At 58.1% G+C, this 16755-nt stretch carries 16 protein-coding genes and 1 pseudogene; 11 read left to right on the top strand and 6 right to left on the bottom strand.

Annotation, left to right across the window (positions count from 1 at the left end; genetic code table 11):
• Window positions 1–116 precede the first annotated feature (116 nt).
• Window positions 117–1202 carry an isocitrate/isopropylmalate dehydrogenase family protein gene (locus tag ACNA0I_RS15810; protein WP_415806945.1) on the top strand — a complete coding sequence of 362 codons (1086 nt, stop codon included), beginning with the start codon at window positions 117–119 and terminating at the stop codon, window positions 1200–1202.
• A 38-nt stretch (window positions 1203–1240) separates the two neighbouring features.
• Here ACNA0I_RS15810 and ACNA0I_RS15805 read toward each other — a convergent pair whose 3' ends face one another.
• On the bottom strand, window positions 1241–2188 hold the full coding sequence (locus tag ACNA0I_RS15805) for a hypothetical protein (RefSeq protein ID WP_415806944.1): 948 nt from the start codon (window positions 2186–2188) through the stop codon (window positions 1241–1243).
• 487 nt (window positions 2189–2675) lie between these two features.
• Here ACNA0I_RS15805 and ACNA0I_RS15800 point away from each other — a divergent pair, with 487 nt between their 5' ends.
• From ACNA0I_RS15800 to ACNA0I_RS15790, 3 genes are all read left to right on the top strand, one after another.
• The gene (locus tag ACNA0I_RS15800) at window positions 2676–3230 is read left to right on the top strand and encodes an MbcA/ParS/Xre antitoxin family protein (protein WP_415806943.1); all 555 of its coding nucleotides are present in this window, start codon (window positions 2676–2678) and stop codon (window positions 3228–3230) included.
• Window positions 3231–3346: 116 nt separating this feature from the next.
• A complete protein-coding gene (locus tag ACNA0I_RS15795) occupies window positions 3347–3646 on the top strand; it encodes an AzlD family protein (protein WP_094823883.1) in 300 nt (99 codons plus the stop codon).
• A gap of 35 nt (window positions 3647–3681) precedes the next feature.
• Window positions 3682–4482 carry an AzlC family ABC transporter permease gene (locus ACNA0I_RS15790; RefSeq protein WP_415806942.1) on the top strand — a complete coding sequence of 267 codons (801 nt, stop codon included), beginning with the start codon at window positions 3682–3684 and terminating at the stop codon, window positions 4480–4482.
• A 101-nt stretch (window positions 4483–4583) separates the two neighbouring features.
• Here the strand turns inward: ACNA0I_RS15790 and ssb are convergent, their stop codons facing one another.
• Window positions 4584–5090, bottom strand: coding sequence for a single-stranded DNA-binding protein (ssb, locus tag ACNA0I_RS15785; protein WP_094823885.1), 507 nt, complete (start codon window positions 5088–5090; stop codon window positions 4584–4586).
• Between the two features lie 367 nt (window positions 5091–5457).
• Here ssb and ACNA0I_RS15780 point away from each other — a divergent pair.
• Window positions 5458–5640 (top strand): annotated as a pseudogene (locus ACNA0I_RS15780) (type II toxin-antitoxin system RelE/ParE family toxin); the annotation flags it as partial.
• A 63-nt stretch (window positions 5641–5703) separates the two neighbouring features.
• Window positions 5704–5865, top strand: a complete 162-nt coding sequence (locus tag ACNA0I_RS15775; protein WP_415806941.1) for a hypothetical protein — start codon at window positions 5704–5706, stop codon at window positions 5863–5865.
• Window positions 5866–6020: 155 nt separating this feature from the next.
• Here the strand turns inward: ACNA0I_RS15775 and ACNA0I_RS15770 are convergent, their stop codons facing one another.
• From ACNA0I_RS15770 to ACNA0I_RS15760, 3 genes are all read right to left on the bottom strand, one after another.
• Window positions 6021–8225: a phosphocholine-specific phospholipase C gene (locus ACNA0I_RS15770; RefSeq protein ID WP_415806940.1), complete on the bottom strand. Its 2205-nt coding sequence runs from the start codon at window positions 8223–8225 to the stop codon at window positions 6021–6023.
• A gap of 29 nt (window positions 8226–8254) precedes the next feature.
• Window positions 8255–8455, bottom strand: coding sequence for a hypothetical protein (locus ACNA0I_RS15765; protein ID WP_415806939.1), 201 nt, complete (start codon window positions 8453–8455; stop codon window positions 8255–8257).
• Window positions 8456–8885: 430 nt separating this feature from the next.
• The gene (locus tag ACNA0I_RS15760; protein WP_415806938.1) at window positions 8886–10220 is read right to left on the bottom strand and encodes an MFS transporter; all 1335 of its coding nucleotides are present in this window, start codon (window positions 10218–10220) and stop codon (window positions 8886–8888) included.
• A 223-nt stretch (window positions 10221–10443) separates the two neighbouring features.
• On the opposite strand from ACNA0I_RS15760, the gene cyoA reads away from it, so the two are divergent.
• The 5 genes from cyoA (at window position 10444) to ACNA0I_RS15735 (ending at window position 15391) form a co-directional block, all read left to right on the top strand.
• Complete coding sequence (gene cyoA, locus ACNA0I_RS15755; RefSeq protein ID WP_415806937.1) at window positions 10444–11487, top strand: ubiquinol oxidase subunit II; 1044 nt, start codon at window positions 10444–10446, stop codon at window positions 11485–11487.
• A 71-nt stretch (window positions 11488–11558) separates the two neighbouring features.
• A complete protein-coding gene (cyoB, locus tag ACNA0I_RS15750) occupies window positions 11559–13562 on the top strand; it encodes a cytochrome o ubiquinol oxidase subunit I (protein ID WP_415806936.1) in 2004 nt (667 codons plus the stop codon).
• Window positions 13555–14196, top strand: coding sequence for a cytochrome o ubiquinol oxidase subunit III (gene cyoC, locus ACNA0I_RS15745; RefSeq protein WP_415806935.1), 642 nt, complete (start codon window positions 13555–13557; stop codon window positions 14194–14196). Before cyoB ends, cyoC begins: the two co-directional genes overlap by 8 nt.
• Window positions 14193–14606 (top strand): cytochrome o ubiquinol oxidase subunit IV, encoded by a 414-nt coding sequence (gene cyoD / locus ACNA0I_RS15740; protein ID WP_415806934.1) that lies wholly within the window; start codon window positions 14193–14195, stop codon window positions 14604–14606. The genes cyoC and cyoD overlap by 4 nt, the downstream gene beginning before the upstream one ends.
• Entirely contained in the window at window positions 14606–15391 is a 786-nt protein-coding gene (locus ACNA0I_RS15735) for an SURF1 family protein (protein WP_415806933.1), read from the top strand. The genes cyoD and ACNA0I_RS15735 overlap by 1 nt, the downstream gene beginning before the upstream one ends.
• Window positions 15392–15513: 122 nt before the next feature.
• On the opposite strand, the gene ACNA0I_RS15730 is transcribed toward ACNA0I_RS15735, so the two are convergent.
• On the bottom strand, window positions 15514–16698 hold the full coding sequence (locus ACNA0I_RS15730) for an MFS transporter (RefSeq protein ID WP_415806932.1): 1185 nt from the start codon (window positions 16696–16698) through the stop codon (window positions 15514–15516).
• Window positions 16699–16755 lie beyond the last annotated feature (57 nt).

Genomic DNA, 16755 nt, shown 5'->3' with positions numbered 1-16755 from the left:
CCACACCGGTAAAAGAGGCGGCAATCCACGCATACACTTGACGTAACCGACCCTCCGTGCAAGTGTTGCAATCAAGAAACACCACACCCCAATCAATAATGAGGAGACAGCAGCAAATGGCCAAATATGAAATTGTGACGATCGACGGCGATGGTATCGGCCCCGAAGTCTGCCAATCCGCCATCACCGTGCTGAAAGAAGCCTGCGGGTCCGACTTGTTGTCTTTCAGTAGCCATGAAGGCGGCGCCGATCATTACGTCAAATCCGGCCATGTCCTCCCTGATGACACCTACGCCGCCTGCAAAGCGGCCGACGCCATCCTGCACGGCGCCGCCGGCATGCCAGGAGTGACCTATCCTGATGGCACCGAAGTCGGCAACGATCTGCACCTGCGCCTGCGCTTTCGCCTGGATCTGTATGCCAACGTACGCCCTATCCGACTGTACCAGGGCGTGGACTCGCCCCTGAAATACTTCCAGCCCGGCCAGATCGACTATGTGATCGTGCGTGAAAACACCGAGGGCCTTTATGCCAGCCGCGGCGGCGGCATCGTGCTGCGCGATGAACTGGCCACCGACACCATCGTCGTCACACGCAAAGGCATCGAGCGCGTCGCGCGTTTCTCATTCGATTTGGCGCGTTCGCGAAGAGGTGCGCCGCGCGACGGCAAGCGCCGGGTCACCGTCTGCGACAAGGCCAATATCCTGCGCAGCTACGCATTTTTCCGCAACGTATGCGATGACGTCGCACGCAGTTATGACGACGTGGAAATCGACTACGCCTACGCCGATGCCATCACCGTACACATGCTCAAGCGTCCTGACACCTTTGATGTGATCGTCGCCGAGAACATGTTCGGCGACATTATTTCGGATCTGGGCGCTGGCACCATCGGCGGCATGGGGCTCTCGCCTTCGGCCGAACTGGGTGACCAGCACGGCTTGTTCCAAGGCGCGCATGGCTCGGCCCCCGACATTGCAGGACAAAACGCAGCCAGCCCATTGGCCACGATCCTCTCAGGCGCGATGATGCTGCGCTGGTTGGGAGACACGCATCATGACGGCACCCTGCGCGATGCCGCCCATCGCATCGAATCTGCCGTGGAAAAGGTGCTCGCACAAGGCGAATATGTCCCGCGAGATCTAGGCGGCAAAGCCAGTTGCACGGAGATGACCCAGGCTGTTTGCCGCGCGCTGGCGTGAGCGATTGGCCGGCGATTTGGAGCCGCTTGTCGCAGATATCACTCTACACGAGTCTCATATCTGTCGGCAGCGCCATCTCGAGTCATGAGGATGAACTCGCTCCGTGCCCCATCGTGATAAATCACACGATCCTTTAGGATGTCCATGCCGATATACCCATAGGTGAGGATGCCTCTCTCATTGATCGTTGGATTGGGAACAACTGGCTGCGATCTGAAAATCTTCCCATTGATACTCAGATCGATAAGACGCATGTATTCGTCTTGCTGGAGTTCGGCTCCGAACATATCCATCGTCCTGCCGCTCTTCGGCCCTTTCGGTTTGGAGTCGATTAATGAGGAAAGGACGTTGGTCACGGATGCACCAGTATCGACGATCAACGGAATCTTGCTTCCATCGAGTTCGACGTGAATCCCCATGACACCGTACGGATTCGGAATAGTGGCTCCTCGGCGCACATCAAGACCACTGCCTGAACGGATGTCGAATGATGGACTGGTAAAAAAACAGTTCTTTTCCAAGTCGATAACAACAGCGTTATTTTGTGCAAGTGCTTGAGGGCTGAGAATCCCTGAATAACCGTCAGCAGCGAGAACCGAGCCCCGTACTACGTGGAACTCATGACGTAGAGCGTTTCCACGATCATCCTCCAATGTTGCTTTAGCTGCCTGGGCATCGACCGAGGCAACATGCGCATCGAGTCGATGGACATCAGGGCCGGGAGTTTCGTCGAGCAAAGCTGTCTCCCACAGGATACTCACGCTGGCCCTCGTATCCAGCATCATCTTAGCGATCTTGCCGTTGACCAAAACGTGAACGGTCGGATTGGCCTTGCTATGAATGTCATCGTACTCGATGACGCTTTCGAATTGCGCTGGGCTTGCTGTCCAGTCGGAGGCGCAACTGGCTATCTCCGCCGCTCCCTGAAAGGGCGAGCTAAGCGCGACCAAGAACATAAGCCAGATAGTGGGATTGGGAATTTTCATTGCCGTGGCGCCGCCGCTTCGGTACGGTGGTTATAAGAGTGGTAGTAGACGGAATCGCCCCGTTTGATTAGAGGGCCGATTCAGAAATTTGGCACGTATTGTCCAGTACAGCAAAGATGATCAGCAATCAGACTGGTCTCGTATCGCGTCGATTTTTCAGGCTGTCTCTAACGCCTAAGACCCGAATTAGTTCAGGCCTCTAAACAGCTCGGTTTGGATGATCTTCACCCCGCATTACCAGAATTTTTCCAGCAAATGTGCCGAAGCGCCTTCGGATAGGCGGTCGGATCGGTCTGGTAATAGCGAAAACTCTGGCAGCCCCCATTTGCAAATCCCGTCGAGCGGAATAGCCTTTGCTCACGTTGACTCAGTTCACGTGCCGTTCCGCTCGGCGCAATTCGTCTTTGTGCTTTGACTGAATGCAAGCACGGATCACACTATTGCCGCGCGCGGTGCAGCCGACTCATAAAACATCAGGAGACTTCGCATGTCCACGCAGACGATACTTTGGATCCCTATTGCACATAGGAAATACGCCGAAGCCAACGGCGCAAAATATGATTCCGAACAGGGCGTATGGTACGTGGAGGGTGAAATACCATCCGCACTCGTCGAATACATCGCGCTAGCTCCCCGCACGCGCGACTATACGAAAGAGGCAGTGCCGAGTTGCCCAATCTGCGGTCATGCGATGGTGTGGATCAATACCAAGAAGCCGTTCTGGGGCTGCAGCCAATACAAGAACACGGATTGCCGAGGCTCTCGTCCCGGAGACTACGCGGCACGCTATCCAACCAGGTTCGCAGCGCCTAAATCCATCTCGAACAACGCTGCCGGCAGTTCAACATTTGTGCGTGGTATTCACCTGACTCGAATTCTGTCGCTGCTGCGCCGTTGCGTTCAAAACAATGACAAGATATTGATCTGGTTAAACGAGAACCGAACCGAGTTCAGAGGAAAGAGCGCCTTGGAACTCATGGGAACCAAAGAAGGCCTTCGGCGCGTCGAAGCATTCATTCTCGAAGCCTTCGACGTGTCGTAAAGAATAAAGGCCAGTCGTTCAACTGCGTGTAGTTTCCGGTCTGCGCGCAAACCCCATACCCGTTATCATGAGCTATTCCGTGCCTAACCCTAACGCAAGCGCACCGAGCCCCTCTCATGATCGACCCGGCGAATTTATTGGCCATCGTCCTGATGGCATCCGTGACCTATCTCACACGTATCGGCGGCTATATTCTGCTGCGCAACCGCAGCCTTGGCCCGCGCGCCACAGCGGTGCTGGAATCCGCGCCCGGCTGTGTGCTGCTAGCTGTCATTGCCCCGGTCTTTGTCTCTGACAAGCCTTCCGACCTGATCGCGCTGGCGCTGACCGTTGTTGCCGCAACGCGGCTTGCTCTCTTGCCCACAGTCCTGATCGGTGTTGTCAGCGCCGCCTTGCTGCGCCACTTCATGTCCTGACGCTCACCCTAACGTTTCGACTTACCGGCCATCCCATGCCCACCGCCAAAAAGCCAGGCGCCGCCGTACAACCGTTGTCCGATCATGCCACGCCCTGGGCCCAATGCTGCGCAGGCGCGCTTGCCAGTCTGCCGGTGCTGTTCGGCATCATTCCCTTTGCCCTGGTCCTGGGCGCGCAAGCCGCGCAAAAAGGACTGACGCCATTCGAAGTCCCATTACTGACCGGCCTGAACTTTGCAGGCGGTTCGGAATTCGCGGCGCTAGGCCTGTGGGCCGCGCCACCGCCGTTATTGCTGATCATGGCGGTGACATTCCTGGTCAATAGCCGCATGCTGGTCATGGGCGCGGCCTTGACACCCTTTTTGCGCCACTTGCCCAAGCGCAAGGTCCTGCCCTCACTGTTCCTGATGACCGATGCCAGTTGGGCGCTATCCATGGCCGATACGCGGCGGCGCGCGCAATTGGGCATAGAGCCTGCCTTCAGCCTGGCCTACTACATGGGCACCTCTTTAGTGTTCTATGTGGCATGGATCGGCTGCACGACGCTGGGCGCAATACTGGGGCCCCTGCTCGGCCATCCCGAGGCCTATGGCCTGGACATGGCCTTTCCGGCAGTGTTTCTGGTCATGCTCAGAGGCATGTGGCGCGGCGTGCGGCGAGCCGTGCCGTGGCTGGTGAGCCTGCTGGCCGCCATCGTCACCTACAAACTGGTGCCGGGCGCCTGGTATGTCGCCGCCGGTGCGATGGCGGGTATTGCCACGGCGGTCGTGTGGACGCCGAAATCGCAAAAAAGGCCTGACACACATACGCCAGCAGAGACGAGATCGCCTGAATAAACAACGAATACCGATCGACACGGCCTGCCTCCGTGCCAAAGAAAAACCCGCGCCTCGTGAAAGGCGCGGGTCCTGTACCCCAGCAAAAGGGATTTTTTGATTTAGAACGGAATATCGTCGTCCATATCGGCCAGGTTAGCCGCGCCACCTGCTGCAGGCGCTGCGGCAGCCGCCGGGCGCTGCGCCGGCGGACGCTGGGCCGGGGCGCGCTGTTGACGCGGTGCGCCCTCGTCGTAACCGCCACCGCCAAAGCCGCCTTCACCGCCGCCCTCGCGGCCGCCCAGCATTTGCATCTGGTCGGCGACGATTTCGGTGCTGTAACGGTCAGCGCCGGTGTCCTTGTCTTGCCATTTGCGGGTTTTCAGACGGCCTTCGATGTAAACCGGACGGCCTTTCTTCAGGTATTCACCCGCGATTTCGGCCAGGCGGTTGTACATCACCACACGGTGCCACTCGGTTTCCTCGCGGCGCTCACCGCTGGCCTTGTCCTTCCATTGCGAAGTGGTCGCGATGGAAACATTGCAAATCGCCGCGCCATCCGGGCTGTAACGAACTTCGGGGTCGCGTCCCAGATTGCCGACGAGAATGACTTTATTGACCGATGCCATGATGACGATTTTCCTCTAATGCCCCAGGGCAACCGACGTTGCCCCACGGACATGAAATTGCATGATTTTCCGAACTTGCCAGAACTAAACCGAAGTTATTGCACATTCCGGCCCTGATACTGCCGGGGGATGATGTATCAAGTTGTACGAACGCGTACCGCGCTATCCCCTACCGAGCGTTACCGTAAGCTTACCGCACGTTGTGATTATTTTAGTGGGGCCGGAGCGCGGAAACGTCCCACCTCATAAATACTTCCTTCAATGAGCTTCGGGAAATCGGACCCACAGAACGCTGTGCTAAGGCATTCGACGCTTCCGTGTTGATGCAGGCTGCGTAAGAATATGCATTTGACGGAATAGTGTTTAAAAGCACGAAGGAAGACCGTACCGGGTGCTTTATGCGTTTGACCCTCGCCGCTGCGCCATCCGCCTGTTGGGCCGTGACAAGACGGGCGATGACCGTTGGTACGACACGCATGTGCCGATAGCCGACAAACTGTACGACATGCACATCGAGACGTTGAGAAAGGAAGGGCAGATCAATAGCTAGGAAATTCAGTGAATTGCGCGCCACAAAGCCCGCAAAGTAACGCAAGTCGAAGTCGCCAGGGCTATGAGCGTGGAACAGGCCGCCGTCTCGAAACTGGAACGCCGCGGCGACATGTACGTCAGTACGCTGCGTGAATACGTCAAGGCGCTTGGCGGGGAGTTAAAACTAGTGGCTTCGTTCCCCGATGCAGAGATTCAGGTTCACCCTTTCGAGGCGGCACACTAACCTTCGATCACTTATGGCTCGGATCCTGGGGCGGCTTGCGCTCCGACGAGAAGGGAAACTTGAACTGCTGTCCTCCGAAACGACAAGTCATCTCGGAGGGCAGGTTTCACACACTGCAGGGAAGCGAACCGTGTAACTCTCGGTCCAGGGATTACTTAGAACCCTTCAAACCCCATAGCAGGATCGCTGATGCCATCTGCGCCGGTTTCCACGCGGCCGGCAAATCGACGGCTCCAGCCAGGCAGGGCCGCACACGTCACAGTGAAGTCATACCAACGTTTGCTGCTCGCGAGGTCCCAATGAATATCCTCGGAGGCGCCTGCTGCCACCGAGACTATCCATGGGCCTTCGTTGAAGTACGCGTTGGCCTTGATGGTAAAGCTGGCATCGCCAGTGCCATTGTTCATCGTCGTCAGATAGACGTTGCCATTGGCGATGTCGTAGCACACGCGGACTTCGGGTGCGACAGCGGTTTGCGCAGCCTGAGCGGTCAAGTCACCCTTGAATGCGCGGTGAAACCCGTTGGGTCCCAAAACCCACAAGTCGTATTCGCCAGCATCGTTGCTGGTGTCCCAAACGTCATCCAACTGCATATCGGGCTGAACCATATAGCGCCGCGGAATCCGGTCCAGGTGCAAGCGGTCATAGACGTGATAAACCGCAGCCTGTTTCCCCGTATTGGAAAAAATCAATTGGACAGTGCCCGCAGAGGAATCCGCACGTGCACTGACATGCAGTTCATAAGGCAATGCACGTGACGGACGCTCGCCAGGCTCCTGGTCTGGCAAGGACTGAGGATTAGGCAGCGGCACTGCACCCAGGGCCTCTTGCGCGGAAATCAATGCGTCGGCTGCCTCTTTGGTCGTGCGGCCCGACAACGCCGGAAACTCTGCGTTCGGCGTAGCGAAATTGAACGCGCTCGTCAGATCGCCGAACACCGCGCGGCGATACGGACTGATATTGGTTTCGGCGACACCAAAGCGTGCCTCCAGGAAACGCAGCACCGAGGTGTGATCGAACTGCTGCGAGTTCACCCAGCCACCCTTGCTCCACGGTGAAATCACGTACATCGGCACGCGCGGCCCTGGCCCATAGCAATCCCCGTCAGGCGCCGGCATGTTCGAGTTGTCCACTTCTGCGTGCGTGTAATACTCGTACGACAGCTCGTCATCGCTCAACGTGGTCTTGCCGGCCTTGGCACCCGTTGCGTCCATGGACGGTGCGCACGGCGGCGGCAGGTGATCAAAGAAGCCATCGTTCTCGTCAAAGTTCACGATCAGGACGGTCTTGCTCCACACCTCGGGATTCGCGGTCAACGCATCCAGCACTTCCTGCGTGTACCACGCGCCTTGCGCAGGACTTGAAGGTCCGGGGTGTTCCGAATACGTCGCAGGTGCGACGATCCAGGTGACCTGACGCAGCTTGTTGTTCAGCACGTCTTCTTTAAACGTCGTGAGGAAGCCTCCGTCGGGCATGGTGTTTGCGATGCCCTTGTACAAGGGCGCGATCGCGTCGTCGGTCGAGGCATCGTAGGCGGGATTGTTATCCACATCGTGATAGACCGGCTTGCCCGAATCCAGATTCGCTTGGCGATATTGCTTAAAGCCAATCAACGGATTATCGGTGAAGTTGCCCGGGACGTTTTGATAGACCATCCACGTCACGCCCGCTTTTTCCAGGCGCTCGGGATAGGTCGTCCAGTTGTAGCCCGTCGTGTTCAGGTCCGTGGTCGAATTCAATCCATCCCACTCGTTGTTGACCACCACTTTGCCATCGGTCGTCGTTGCGCCGTTGGTGCCGGTCATATGAAAGAGGCGATTCGTATTGGTGCCGCCATGCAGCGAGCAAAAATACGCATCACAGATCGTGAACGCATTGGCCAAGGCATATTGGAACGGCGCTTCCTGTTCCGTGAAATAGCCCATCGATTGCTGTTCTTTGTACGTAGGCCATTGATTCATACGGCCACAATCCCAGGCATTGCGGGCATCCACCCACGAATGCGGGGTACCGCTGACGCGTTGCGCATTGCCTTCGGACTGATCCAGATGATAGGGCAACACCAGTGCACCGTTGGCGTCTTTCTGTTGCCATACATTCAAACCGGCGCTGAGCGGAATAGGAAACCGGTCACCGAATCCGCGCACGCCCGACAAGGTGCCGAAATAGTTATCGAACGAACGGTTCTCTTGCATCAGGATCACGACGTGCTCGACGTCCATGATCGTGCCCGTGGCATTGTTGGCCTCGATCGCCAGCGCGCGGCGGATGCTGGGCGGGAACATGCTGAGGGCAGCCGTTGAAAAAGTCGCACCGAAGCTCGTGCGCAGAAAATTTCGCTTCGAATGATTGATCGTCATATCAGGATCTGCAACATGTTATCCAGGGCTCAAGGCGCACAGCGCAATTGCGGCGGCGTCGAGGTATCGGGCGTGGAGGTGTCGGGAGGCGTGCCGGTGTTGTCATTCGAGTCGTCATCGCTGCCGCTGCCGCAACCTGCAAGCACGCACGTAAGCCCAACGATGGCGAGCAACACCCGGGCGTGGCGTACGTATCTGGCGCACGCCCATTCAGTCGATTCTGGTTTCATAAGAAATGGAAAACTCGAGAGGATGATTGGAAACACAGTCGACACGCCGAGCCTGAGACGCTGCACACTGCAGCACCATGATGTTGCGCTGGCACGCACAGCACAGCGAGAACCCTCGTCACGCAGCGATGACTATGTGTCGCCTCTTGCTAGCCAAGAGACTGAGAAATTCTAGGAAGGCAGAGAAACGGGACCGTTACAGCGAGTCGATAAATGCTGATAGGCTCATCGAAGTATTTGGGCTATTGATTCAGCTTCCAGACAGCTTCATCAATCGCCACGGTCATCGTGCGCGCAAAGAAAAACGCGTGGCTGGCCGGCAAATCGGCAGCGCACGCGCCCAGGCAAAGAAAATCATATGGCGATCGTCATATGGCTAACACATGACAACGATCGAACGAATGAAACAGACAGACCGATAAAGCGGCGATCAGTCGCGTGTTTCGAGGACTTTGTTGATGCGCAGTGCCAGCAAGGTGCACACCGTGCCCGACAGCAGATAAACACTCACGGCCACCAATCCAAACCGTGCCGACAAACCCAAGGCGACCAGCGGCGCAAAGGCCGCGCCGATCAGCCACGCCATGTCCGTGGTCAGAGCCGCGCCCGTGTAGCGATAACGCCGGATGAAGTTGGCCGTCACGGTTCCCGAAGCCTGGCCATAAGACAACCCCAACAGCACAAAACCGATCAGGATGAACGCGTTCTGTGCGCTGGGTCCACCACCCAATAGCCACGGCGTAAACAGCGCATAAATGCTGATCAGTACCGCCAACAAGCCCAGCGTAGTACGGCGTCCGATACGGTCGGCCACCATGCCCGAGGCGATAATCCCCAGGATGCACAACACTGCCCCGACGATCTGTACGATCAACACCTGGGGAATTTCTTGCGACTCGCGGATCGCGATCCACGACAACGGGAACACCGTCACCAAGTGGAACAGCGCATAGCTGGCCAACGCGGCAAAAGCGCCAATGAACATGTTATAGCCCTGATCCCGCACCATCTCGCTGACAGGGATGGGCTCGAGTTCGCCTTCTTCGAGCAGTTGCGTATATTCCTCTGTGACCACCAGGCGCAGCCGCGCAAAGAGCGCCACGACGTTGATCGCGAACGCCACAAAGAACGGATAGCGCCAACCCCAGGCGAGAAAGTCTGCCTCGGTCAGCGTGACATGCAAAAAGAGAAACAGCGCGCTGGCGACCATGAAGCCCACAGGCGCCCCCAACTGCCCCAGCATCGCATACCAGCCGCGACGATTGGATGGAGCATTGAGCGCCAGCAGCGAGGGCAGCCCGTCCCACGATCCGCCAAAGGCCAGGCCCTGCATGCAACGAAAGATGGACAGCAACACGATGGCATAGGGCCCTATCAGCTCGTAGCTGGGCAAAAATGCCATGCCTACGGTCGCGGTGCCCAGCACGAACAATGCCACCGTCAGCTTTGTGGCGCGGCCCCAGTGCCGCTGAATGGCCATCGAGACGACCGTGCCGACAGGACGCATGATGAAGGCGAATGAAAAGATCACGAATGACCAGATCGTGCCTTGCAAGGGCCCTTCAAAGGGGAAAAACACCCTGGGAAAAACCAGTACGCACGCAATGCCGAAAACAAAGAAATCGAAATACTCGGACGCTCTGCCCACCACCACGCCGACGGCAATTTCGCTGGGCGCGACCTTGGCGTGACTACCCTGTCCGTTGGGCAACGGTGCGCCAGGAACAGGGGGAATATGACCAGGATATTGCGTAGTGGTCGACATGAGCTAGCTCGCAAAAAGAAGGGCTGGGTACACCTTGTCTACGATCTTGCAACATACGGCTAGTAGGGTACGCTCATGTCAGGGAGGGCCGCAAGCGTCTTGGCATGACTCTGTCTGCCATACACGTCGATTCATAGACAAAATACGCTGGGCGCTAGATTTTTCTTCATATCCAGCGTAGTGTTGCGCTTACTTCCCACGGTTACGTTTTCGGGGTTTGGCCATGCCGTCTTTCCCAAGGCTCCGCGGATTGATCCTGTTTGCCCTCGTGCCCTTGCTGGCCGGGTGCGACGCGGTATTGCTATCGCCCTCTGGCGATATTGCCCTGCAGCAACGTAATCTCATCATCATCTCGACCGTCCTGATGCTGTTGATCATCGTGCCGGTCATCGCGCTGACGTTTCTGTTCGCGTGGCGCTATCGCGAAACTAACCAGTCCGCCCATTACGATCCCGACTGGAATCACTCGACCGTACTCGAATTGCTGATCTGGGCCGCGCCGCTGCTCATCATCATTGCGTTGGGCGCATTGACTTGGGTCAGTACGCACCAGCTCGATCCATACCGGCCTCTGGCCAGAGTCGCCGAAGGCCGCGCCGTGCCGCCAGATACAAAACCGCTGGTAGTAGAAGTCGTCGCACTGGACTGGAAATGGCTGTTCCTCTACCCCGAACAGGGTATCGCGACGGTCAACGAGATGGCGGCGCCCGTTGACCGTCCCATTCAGTTCAAGATCACCTCGTCATCGGTCATGAATTCCTTTTTTGTGCCCGCGCTGGCAGGTCAGATCTATGCCATGCCAGGCATGCAGACCACACTGCATGCCGTGATCAATCACCCCGGCACCTACGAAGGCCTGTCTGCCAACTACAGCGGCGCCGGGTTCTCGGGCATGCGCTTTGCATTCCATGGTGTCGATCAAGCCGGATTCGACAAATGGGTAGAGAACGCGCGCGCTGCGGGCAATACGCTCGGCCGCGATACTTACTTGCAGTTGGAACAACCCAGCGAGCGCAACCCCGTGACGCGATACGCGAGCGTCGCACCCGGCCTGTTTGACGCCATCGTCAACCGATGCGTAGAGCCCAATCGTATGTGCATGAAAGACGTCATGGCCATTGACGCTCAAGGCGGTTTGGGAATCCCGGGCGTCTACAACGTGACGAGCCTGGATCCGACCGTGCGCGAACGCCTCGGGTTGACGCAAACGCCCTCGCGTAAATATGTGGGCTCCATGTGTACTTCGCCGGCGCAATTACTGCTCTGACAGGGCCAGCCATTGGCATGGGCCGAGTACCGATGGAGTCGTGAAATGATGGTCTTTAGCCTGAGATCGAGATGACTGATCAAACAGACCTTACCCGCCTGATCTTCGGTCGACTGACCTGGGAATCCATTCCGTATCATGAGCCCATCCTGGTCGTGACTTTTATTGTCGTGGCCCTCGGAGGCATCGCGGTGTTGGGCGCCATCACCTACTTCGGGAAATGGGGCTATCTCTGGCGCGAGTGGTTCACCAGCATCGATCATAAGAAGATCGGGATCATGTACATGATTCTGGGCATCATCATGCTGCTGCGCGGATTCTCCGATGCCATCATGATGCGCTCACAACAGGCCATTGCATTCGGGGATTCCGCGGGATATCTGCCCCCGCATCATTACGATCAGATCTTCACCGCGCACGGTGTGATCATGATTTTCTTTGTCGCCATGCCGTTGGTCACGGGGCTGATGAACTACATCGTGCCCTTGCAGATCGGCGCGCGCGATGTGGCGTTTCCGTTTCTGAACAACTTCAGTTTCTGGATGACGACCGCTGGCGTCATTCTGGTGATGTTGTCGCTGTTTATCGGCGAGTTCGCCAAGACGGGATGGTTGGCGTATCCACCCTTGTCGGGCATTGCGCATAGTCCGGATGTCGGGGTGGATTACTACATCTGGGCGTTACAGATCGCCGGTGTGGGAACACTGCTGTCAGGCGTCAATTTACTGGTCACGATCGTCAAGATGCGTGCGCCGGGCATGACGATGATGCGCATGCCGATTTTCACGTGGACGGCGCTGTGCACCAACGTGCTGATCGTGGCGGCCTTTCCGGTCTTGACCGCGGTGCTGGCGCTATTGACGATGGATCGCTATGTAGGCACGAATTTTTTCACGGCGGATTTCGGCGGCAACGCCATGATGTACGTGAACTTGATCTGGATCTGGGGCCATCCCGAGGTCTATATCCTGATCTTGCCGGCCTTCGGCATTTTCTCCGAGGTGGTGGCGACGTTCTGCCGCAAGCGATTGTTTGGTTACGCGTCCATGGTGTATGCCACGGTCGTGATCACCGTGCTGTCATATCTGGTCTGGCTGCACCATTTTTTCACCATGGGATCCGGGGCCAGCGTCAATTCGTTTTTCGGGATCACGACGATGATCATCTCGATCCCGACAGGCGCGAAGATTTTCAATTGGCTGTTCACGATGTACCGCGGGCGAATTCGATTCGAAGTCCCCATGCTGTGGACGATGGGCTTTATGGTCACCTTTGTGATCGGCGGCATGACGGGCGTGCTGCTGGCGGTGCCGCCTGCGGATTTCGTGCTGCACAACAGTTTGTTCCTGATAGCGCACTTCCATAACGTCATCATCGGCGGCGTGCTCTTCGGCCTGATGGCAGGCATCACCTACTGGTTCCCGAAAGCGTTCGGCTACAAACTGGATCCCTTCTGGGGCAAATGTTCGTTCTGGTTCTGGCTGGTGGGTTTCTATGTCGCCTTCATGCCGCTGTATGCACTGGGGTTGATGGGCGTGACCCGTCGCGTGAACCATTTCGACGATGCCTCACTGCAGATATGGTTTCAGGTCGCGGCGTTCGGCGCGTTCCTGATCGCCCTGGGAATCGCCAGCTTCCTGATTCAATTGGTGGTGAGCTATCGCCGCCGCGAATCGCTGCGCGACTTCACGGGCGATCCTTGGGGGGGCCGCACGCTGGAATGGTCCACCTCGTCACCGCCGCCAAGCTATAACTTTGCCTTTACGCCACGCGTCCACGATCAAGACGCATGGGCGCAAATGAAGCAGTACGGCTATCAGCGGCCGCAACAGGGCTTTATCCCCATCCATATGCCTAGAAACACCTGGGCCGGCATTGTGCTGGCCGGCATCAGCATGGTGATGGGATTTGCGCTGATCTGGCACATGTGGCCGTTGGCGATTCTCTCGTTTGCGTCCCTGATCGTGGTGGCAATCATCCATACCTTCAACTACAAGCGCGACTACTACGTGCCGGCCGAAGACGTCGTGCAGACCGAAGCCGCGCGCACCCGGTTGCTGGAACAACATGTCTGATACCTTGGCCCCTCCCCTGACCGGCAGCGGCACGCCGCCGTCCGAGCCCGTGTTCTACGTTCCAGGCGAACACCACCCCAAGAACGGCACCTTGTTGGGGTTCTGGGTGTACCTGATGAGCGACTGCCTCATCTTTGCCTGCCTATTTGCGACCTATGGCGTGCTGGGGCGCAATTATGCGGCAGGCCCATCGGGCGCGGATCTGTTTGACCTGCCGCTGGTGGCGGTCAACACCTCGTTGTTGCTGCTGTCGTCGATCACGTACGGCTTTGCGATGCTGGAAATGCGCAGCAAACGCGTCGGCATGGTCCAACTGTGGCTCGCCATTACCGGGATCTTGGGCCTGGGCTTTCTATCACTGGAAATGTATGAGTTCGTACACCTGATCGAGCAAGGCGCCGGGCCGCAGCGCAGTGCGTTCTTGTCGTCTTTCTTTACCTTGGTCGGCACCCACGGTCTGCATGTGACCTTTGGCATTGTCTGGTTGGTCACACTGATGATGCAGGTAAACAAACACGGACTGATCCCGGAAAACCGCCGGCGGCTGATGTGCTTGTCCATGTTCTGGCACTTTCTGGATCTGATTTGGGTCGGCGTGTTCACCTTTGTCTATCTGATGGGAATACTGCCATGACCCAGCATACCGAGAATCTGGCGGACCGCGGCATGGGCCATCATCACGATCATGGGCACCACGACGATCATGATGACGTTGGTCATGGCACCTTCAAAAGCTATGTCACGGGCTTTGTCCTGGCCGCGATTCTGACTGCCATTCCCTTCTGGTTGGTCATGGGCAAAGTCATGGAAAGCTCGCGCACTACTGCGCTGGTGCTGCTCGCCTTTGCCGTCGTGCAGATCGTGGTGCACATCGTCTACTTTCTGCACTTGGACACCAAGGCCGAAAGCGGCTGGAACATGTTGGCATTCATTTTTACCCTGGTACTCGTTGTCATCACGCTTAGCGGATCGATCTGGATCATGTATCACCTGGATTCGAATATGATGCCCATGTCTGTTCACGACATGCGAAATATGCCTTGATGACTCCAGGAAAAGCAGAAACCCAATCCCCCGCTCCCCGTCCCCGCAGTACCGTCACCCTGATCGTCTTCGGGGTGATTGCGCTCGCCATTTTTGCCGCGCTCTGCGCGCTGGGCACATGGCAAGTCCATCGTCTTGCCTGGAAAGAAGCCCTCATCGCCAGCGTCGACGCGCGCGTGCACTTGCCTGCGGTGCCTGCACCGCCCGAGGCCGACTGGCCGGCCTTGACCTATGACAATGCGGAATACCGCCACGTCACCGTGTCCGGCCAATATGAGTTTGATCGGCAGACCCTGGTCCAGGCGGTCACCGACCTGGGCGGCGGCTACTGGGTCATGACCCCGTTGCGACTGGCCGACGGCAGCACGATTTTGATCAACCGCGGCTTTGTTTTGCCCGAATGGCGCAAAAACCCGCCTGTGGAGACCGCCCCCGCGGAACCGGCGCAGGTCACGGGTCTGTTGCGCATGGGTGAGTCCGGCGAGGCCTTTTTGCGGAATAATGACCCGGCTGCCGATCGCTGGTACACGCGTGACCTGCAGGCCATTGCAACGACGCGCCAGTTGATCCGTGTCGCCCCGTATTTCATCGATGCGGATGCCGCCAGCAATGGCAACAACCGGGATCCCGCGCGTGCGCCCGTAGGCGGATTGACTGTGCTCACGTTTGCCAACAGCCACCTGAGCTATGCCATTACGTGGTATGCCCTGGCCGTGATGCTGCTGGTGGGAGTCTGGATTGTGGTGCGCGAGGAAAAACGGCGGCGCAAAGGCATACAGTCGTAAAACCGTTCGAGACGTCCGGTTTCAGGTGGCGTTGCCTCGTCCGGCGCAGTGATACGGCCGCTGGCGTGTTTAGCCAGACCCGTGCCGTGACGAAGAAGCCCTGCGCAACTACCCTGCTGGGTTCACGGCAGTGGCTTCAATGCCCACGTCACGGCCAGCCACAGCACCGACAGACCCGCCGCCCCCAGGAACACGGCATTCGTACCCACATGCGCGGCCAGCCAGCCGCCCAGCGCACCGCCGCAGAACAAGCCTGCAGCCTGGGCGGTGTTGTAAAAGCCTAGCGCCAGGCCCTTGTACTGGGCAGGCGCCACGCGCGACACCAGCGACGGCTGCAAGGCCTCCAGCACGTTGAATGCCACGAAAAAGGCCGTCATCACGAGCGCCAGGGTATAGAAACCCTGACTGGCCATGGGCAGCAGCGCGCACACCACTATCAACCCGGCTACAGCAGCGCGTAGCGCGCCCCGGTGCGCCCGGCGGCGTTCAGCGATAAAGATCACGGGCACCATCAGGACGAATGACACCACGATGATGGGAAGATAGACCTTCCATAGCGCTTGCGCGTCCAACCCTCCGGTATGCGCCAGCAAGGCTGGCACCACGACAAAAAGCGCGACTTGGGTACAGTGCAGGACGAATACGCCGAAATTCAGGCGCAGCAAATCGGTATGGGCCAGGACAGCACGCGGGCCCGCATTGTTCATACTGCGCGCGTCGGTCCGAGGGACGACCGGCACGACCCAGCGCGCAACGGCCAGGCTGGCTACGCCCAGACAGGCGATCGTCCAGAACAAGCCGGACAAGCCCCACCACCCTACCAGCAAGGGCGAGAGCACCAGCGACACGGCAAACGACAAGCCGATAGAACCGCCCACCATAGCCATGGCGCGCGTACGCACCTCATCGCGTGTCGCGTCGGCCAGCCAGGCGGTAACGGCGGCGGAAATGGCGCCGGCGCCCTGAATGGCACGGCCTATGGTGATCCAGAACACGTCCTGCGCCTGGGCGCACACGACACTGCCAATGATGAATAGCACCAGGCCGGCGATCACGACGGGACGCCGTCCCCAACGGTCCGACGCCAGGCCAAACGGAATCTGCATGAAGGCCTGAGTCAGCCCATACATGCCCAGCGCCAGCCCTACTTTCATGGGGTCGTCGCCCCCCGGCAGGCCACGAGCCGCGACGGCGAATACCGGCAGCAATAGGAACAGGCCCAGCATCCGGCAGGCAAACAGGCCGGCGAGCGCTACGCTGGCGCGCCTTTCAGACGGGGTCAACTTCAGTTTGGGTTCGGCCGGCATGCAACAGGGATGGAAAAAGCCTCAGCGCGCTATAGTACCAAGTTGGCCTTTGAAACT

Source organism: Bordetella muralis, from assembly GCF_965139205.1.
Taxonomy (GTDB): Bacteria; Pseudomonadota; Gammaproteobacteria; order Burkholderiales; family Burkholderiaceae_B; genus Bordetella_A; species Bordetella_A muralis.
This window is presented reverse-complemented; position numbering and strand designations above follow the sequence as displayed.

What these genes read in the sequence shown, in the direction of transcription:
- cyoD (WP_415806934.1), top strand. Translation starts at nt 14,193, where the DNA reads ATGACCCAGCATACCGAGAATCTGGCGGACCGCGGCATGGGCCATCAT.
- ACNA0I_RS15805 (WP_415806944.1), bottom strand. Translation starts at nt 2,188, where the DNA reads ATGAAAATTCCCAATCCCACTATCTGGCTTATGTTCTTGGTCGCGCTT.
- ACNA0I_RS15760 (WP_415806938.1), bottom strand. Translation starts at nt 10,220, where the DNA reads ATGTCGACCACTACGCAATATCCTGGTCATATTCCCCCTGTTCCTGGC.
- ssb (WP_094823885.1), bottom strand. Translation starts at nt 5,090, where the DNA reads ATGGCATCGGTCAATAAAGTCATTCTCGTCGGCAATCTGGGACGCGAC.
- ACNA0I_RS15775 (WP_415806941.1), top strand. Translation starts at nt 5,704, where the DNA reads ATGAGCGTGGAACAGGCCGCCGTCTCGAAACTGGAACGCCGCGGCGAC.
- ACNA0I_RS15770 (WP_415806940.1), bottom strand. Translation starts at nt 8,225, where the DNA reads ATGACGATCAATCATTCGAAGCGAAATTTTCTGCGCACGAGCTTCGGT.
- cyoC (WP_415806935.1), top strand. Translation starts at nt 13,555, where the DNA reads ATGTCTGATACCTTGGCCCCTCCCCTGACCGGCAGCGGCACGCCGCCG.
- ACNA0I_RS15735 (WP_415806933.1), top strand. Translation starts at nt 14,606, where the DNA reads ATGACTCCAGGAAAAGCAGAAACCCAATCCCCCGCTCCCCGTCCCCGC.
- ACNA0I_RS15790 (WP_415806942.1), top strand. Translation starts at nt 3,682, where the DNA reads ATGCCCACCGCCAAAAAGCCAGGCGCCGCCGTACAACCGTTGTCCGAT.
- ACNA0I_RS15795 (WP_094823883.1), top strand. Translation starts at nt 3,347, where the DNA reads ATGATCGACCCGGCGAATTTATTGGCCATCGTCCTGATGGCATCCGTG.
- ACNA0I_RS15765 (WP_415806939.1), bottom strand. Translation starts at nt 8,455, where the DNA reads ATGAAACCAGAATCGACTGAATGGGCGTGCGCCAGATACGTACGCCAC.
- ACNA0I_RS15730 (WP_415806932.1), bottom strand. Translation starts at nt 16,698, where the DNA reads ATGCCGGCCGAACCCAAACTGAAGTTGACCCCGTCTGAAAGGCGCGCC.
- cyoA (WP_415806937.1), top strand. Translation starts at nt 10,444, where the DNA reads ATGCCGTCTTTCCCAAGGCTCCGCGGATTGATCCTGTTTGCCCTCGTG.
- ACNA0I_RS15800 (WP_415806943.1), top strand. Translation starts at nt 2,676, where the DNA reads ATGTCCACGCAGACGATACTTTGGATCCCTATTGCACATAGGAAATAC.
- ACNA0I_RS15810 (WP_415806945.1), top strand. Translation starts at nt 117, where the DNA reads ATGGCCAAATATGAAATTGTGACGATCGACGGCGATGGTATCGGCCCC.
- cyoB (WP_415806936.1), top strand. Translation starts at nt 11,559, where the DNA reads ATGACTGATCAAACAGACCTTACCCGCCTGATCTTCGGTCGACTGACC.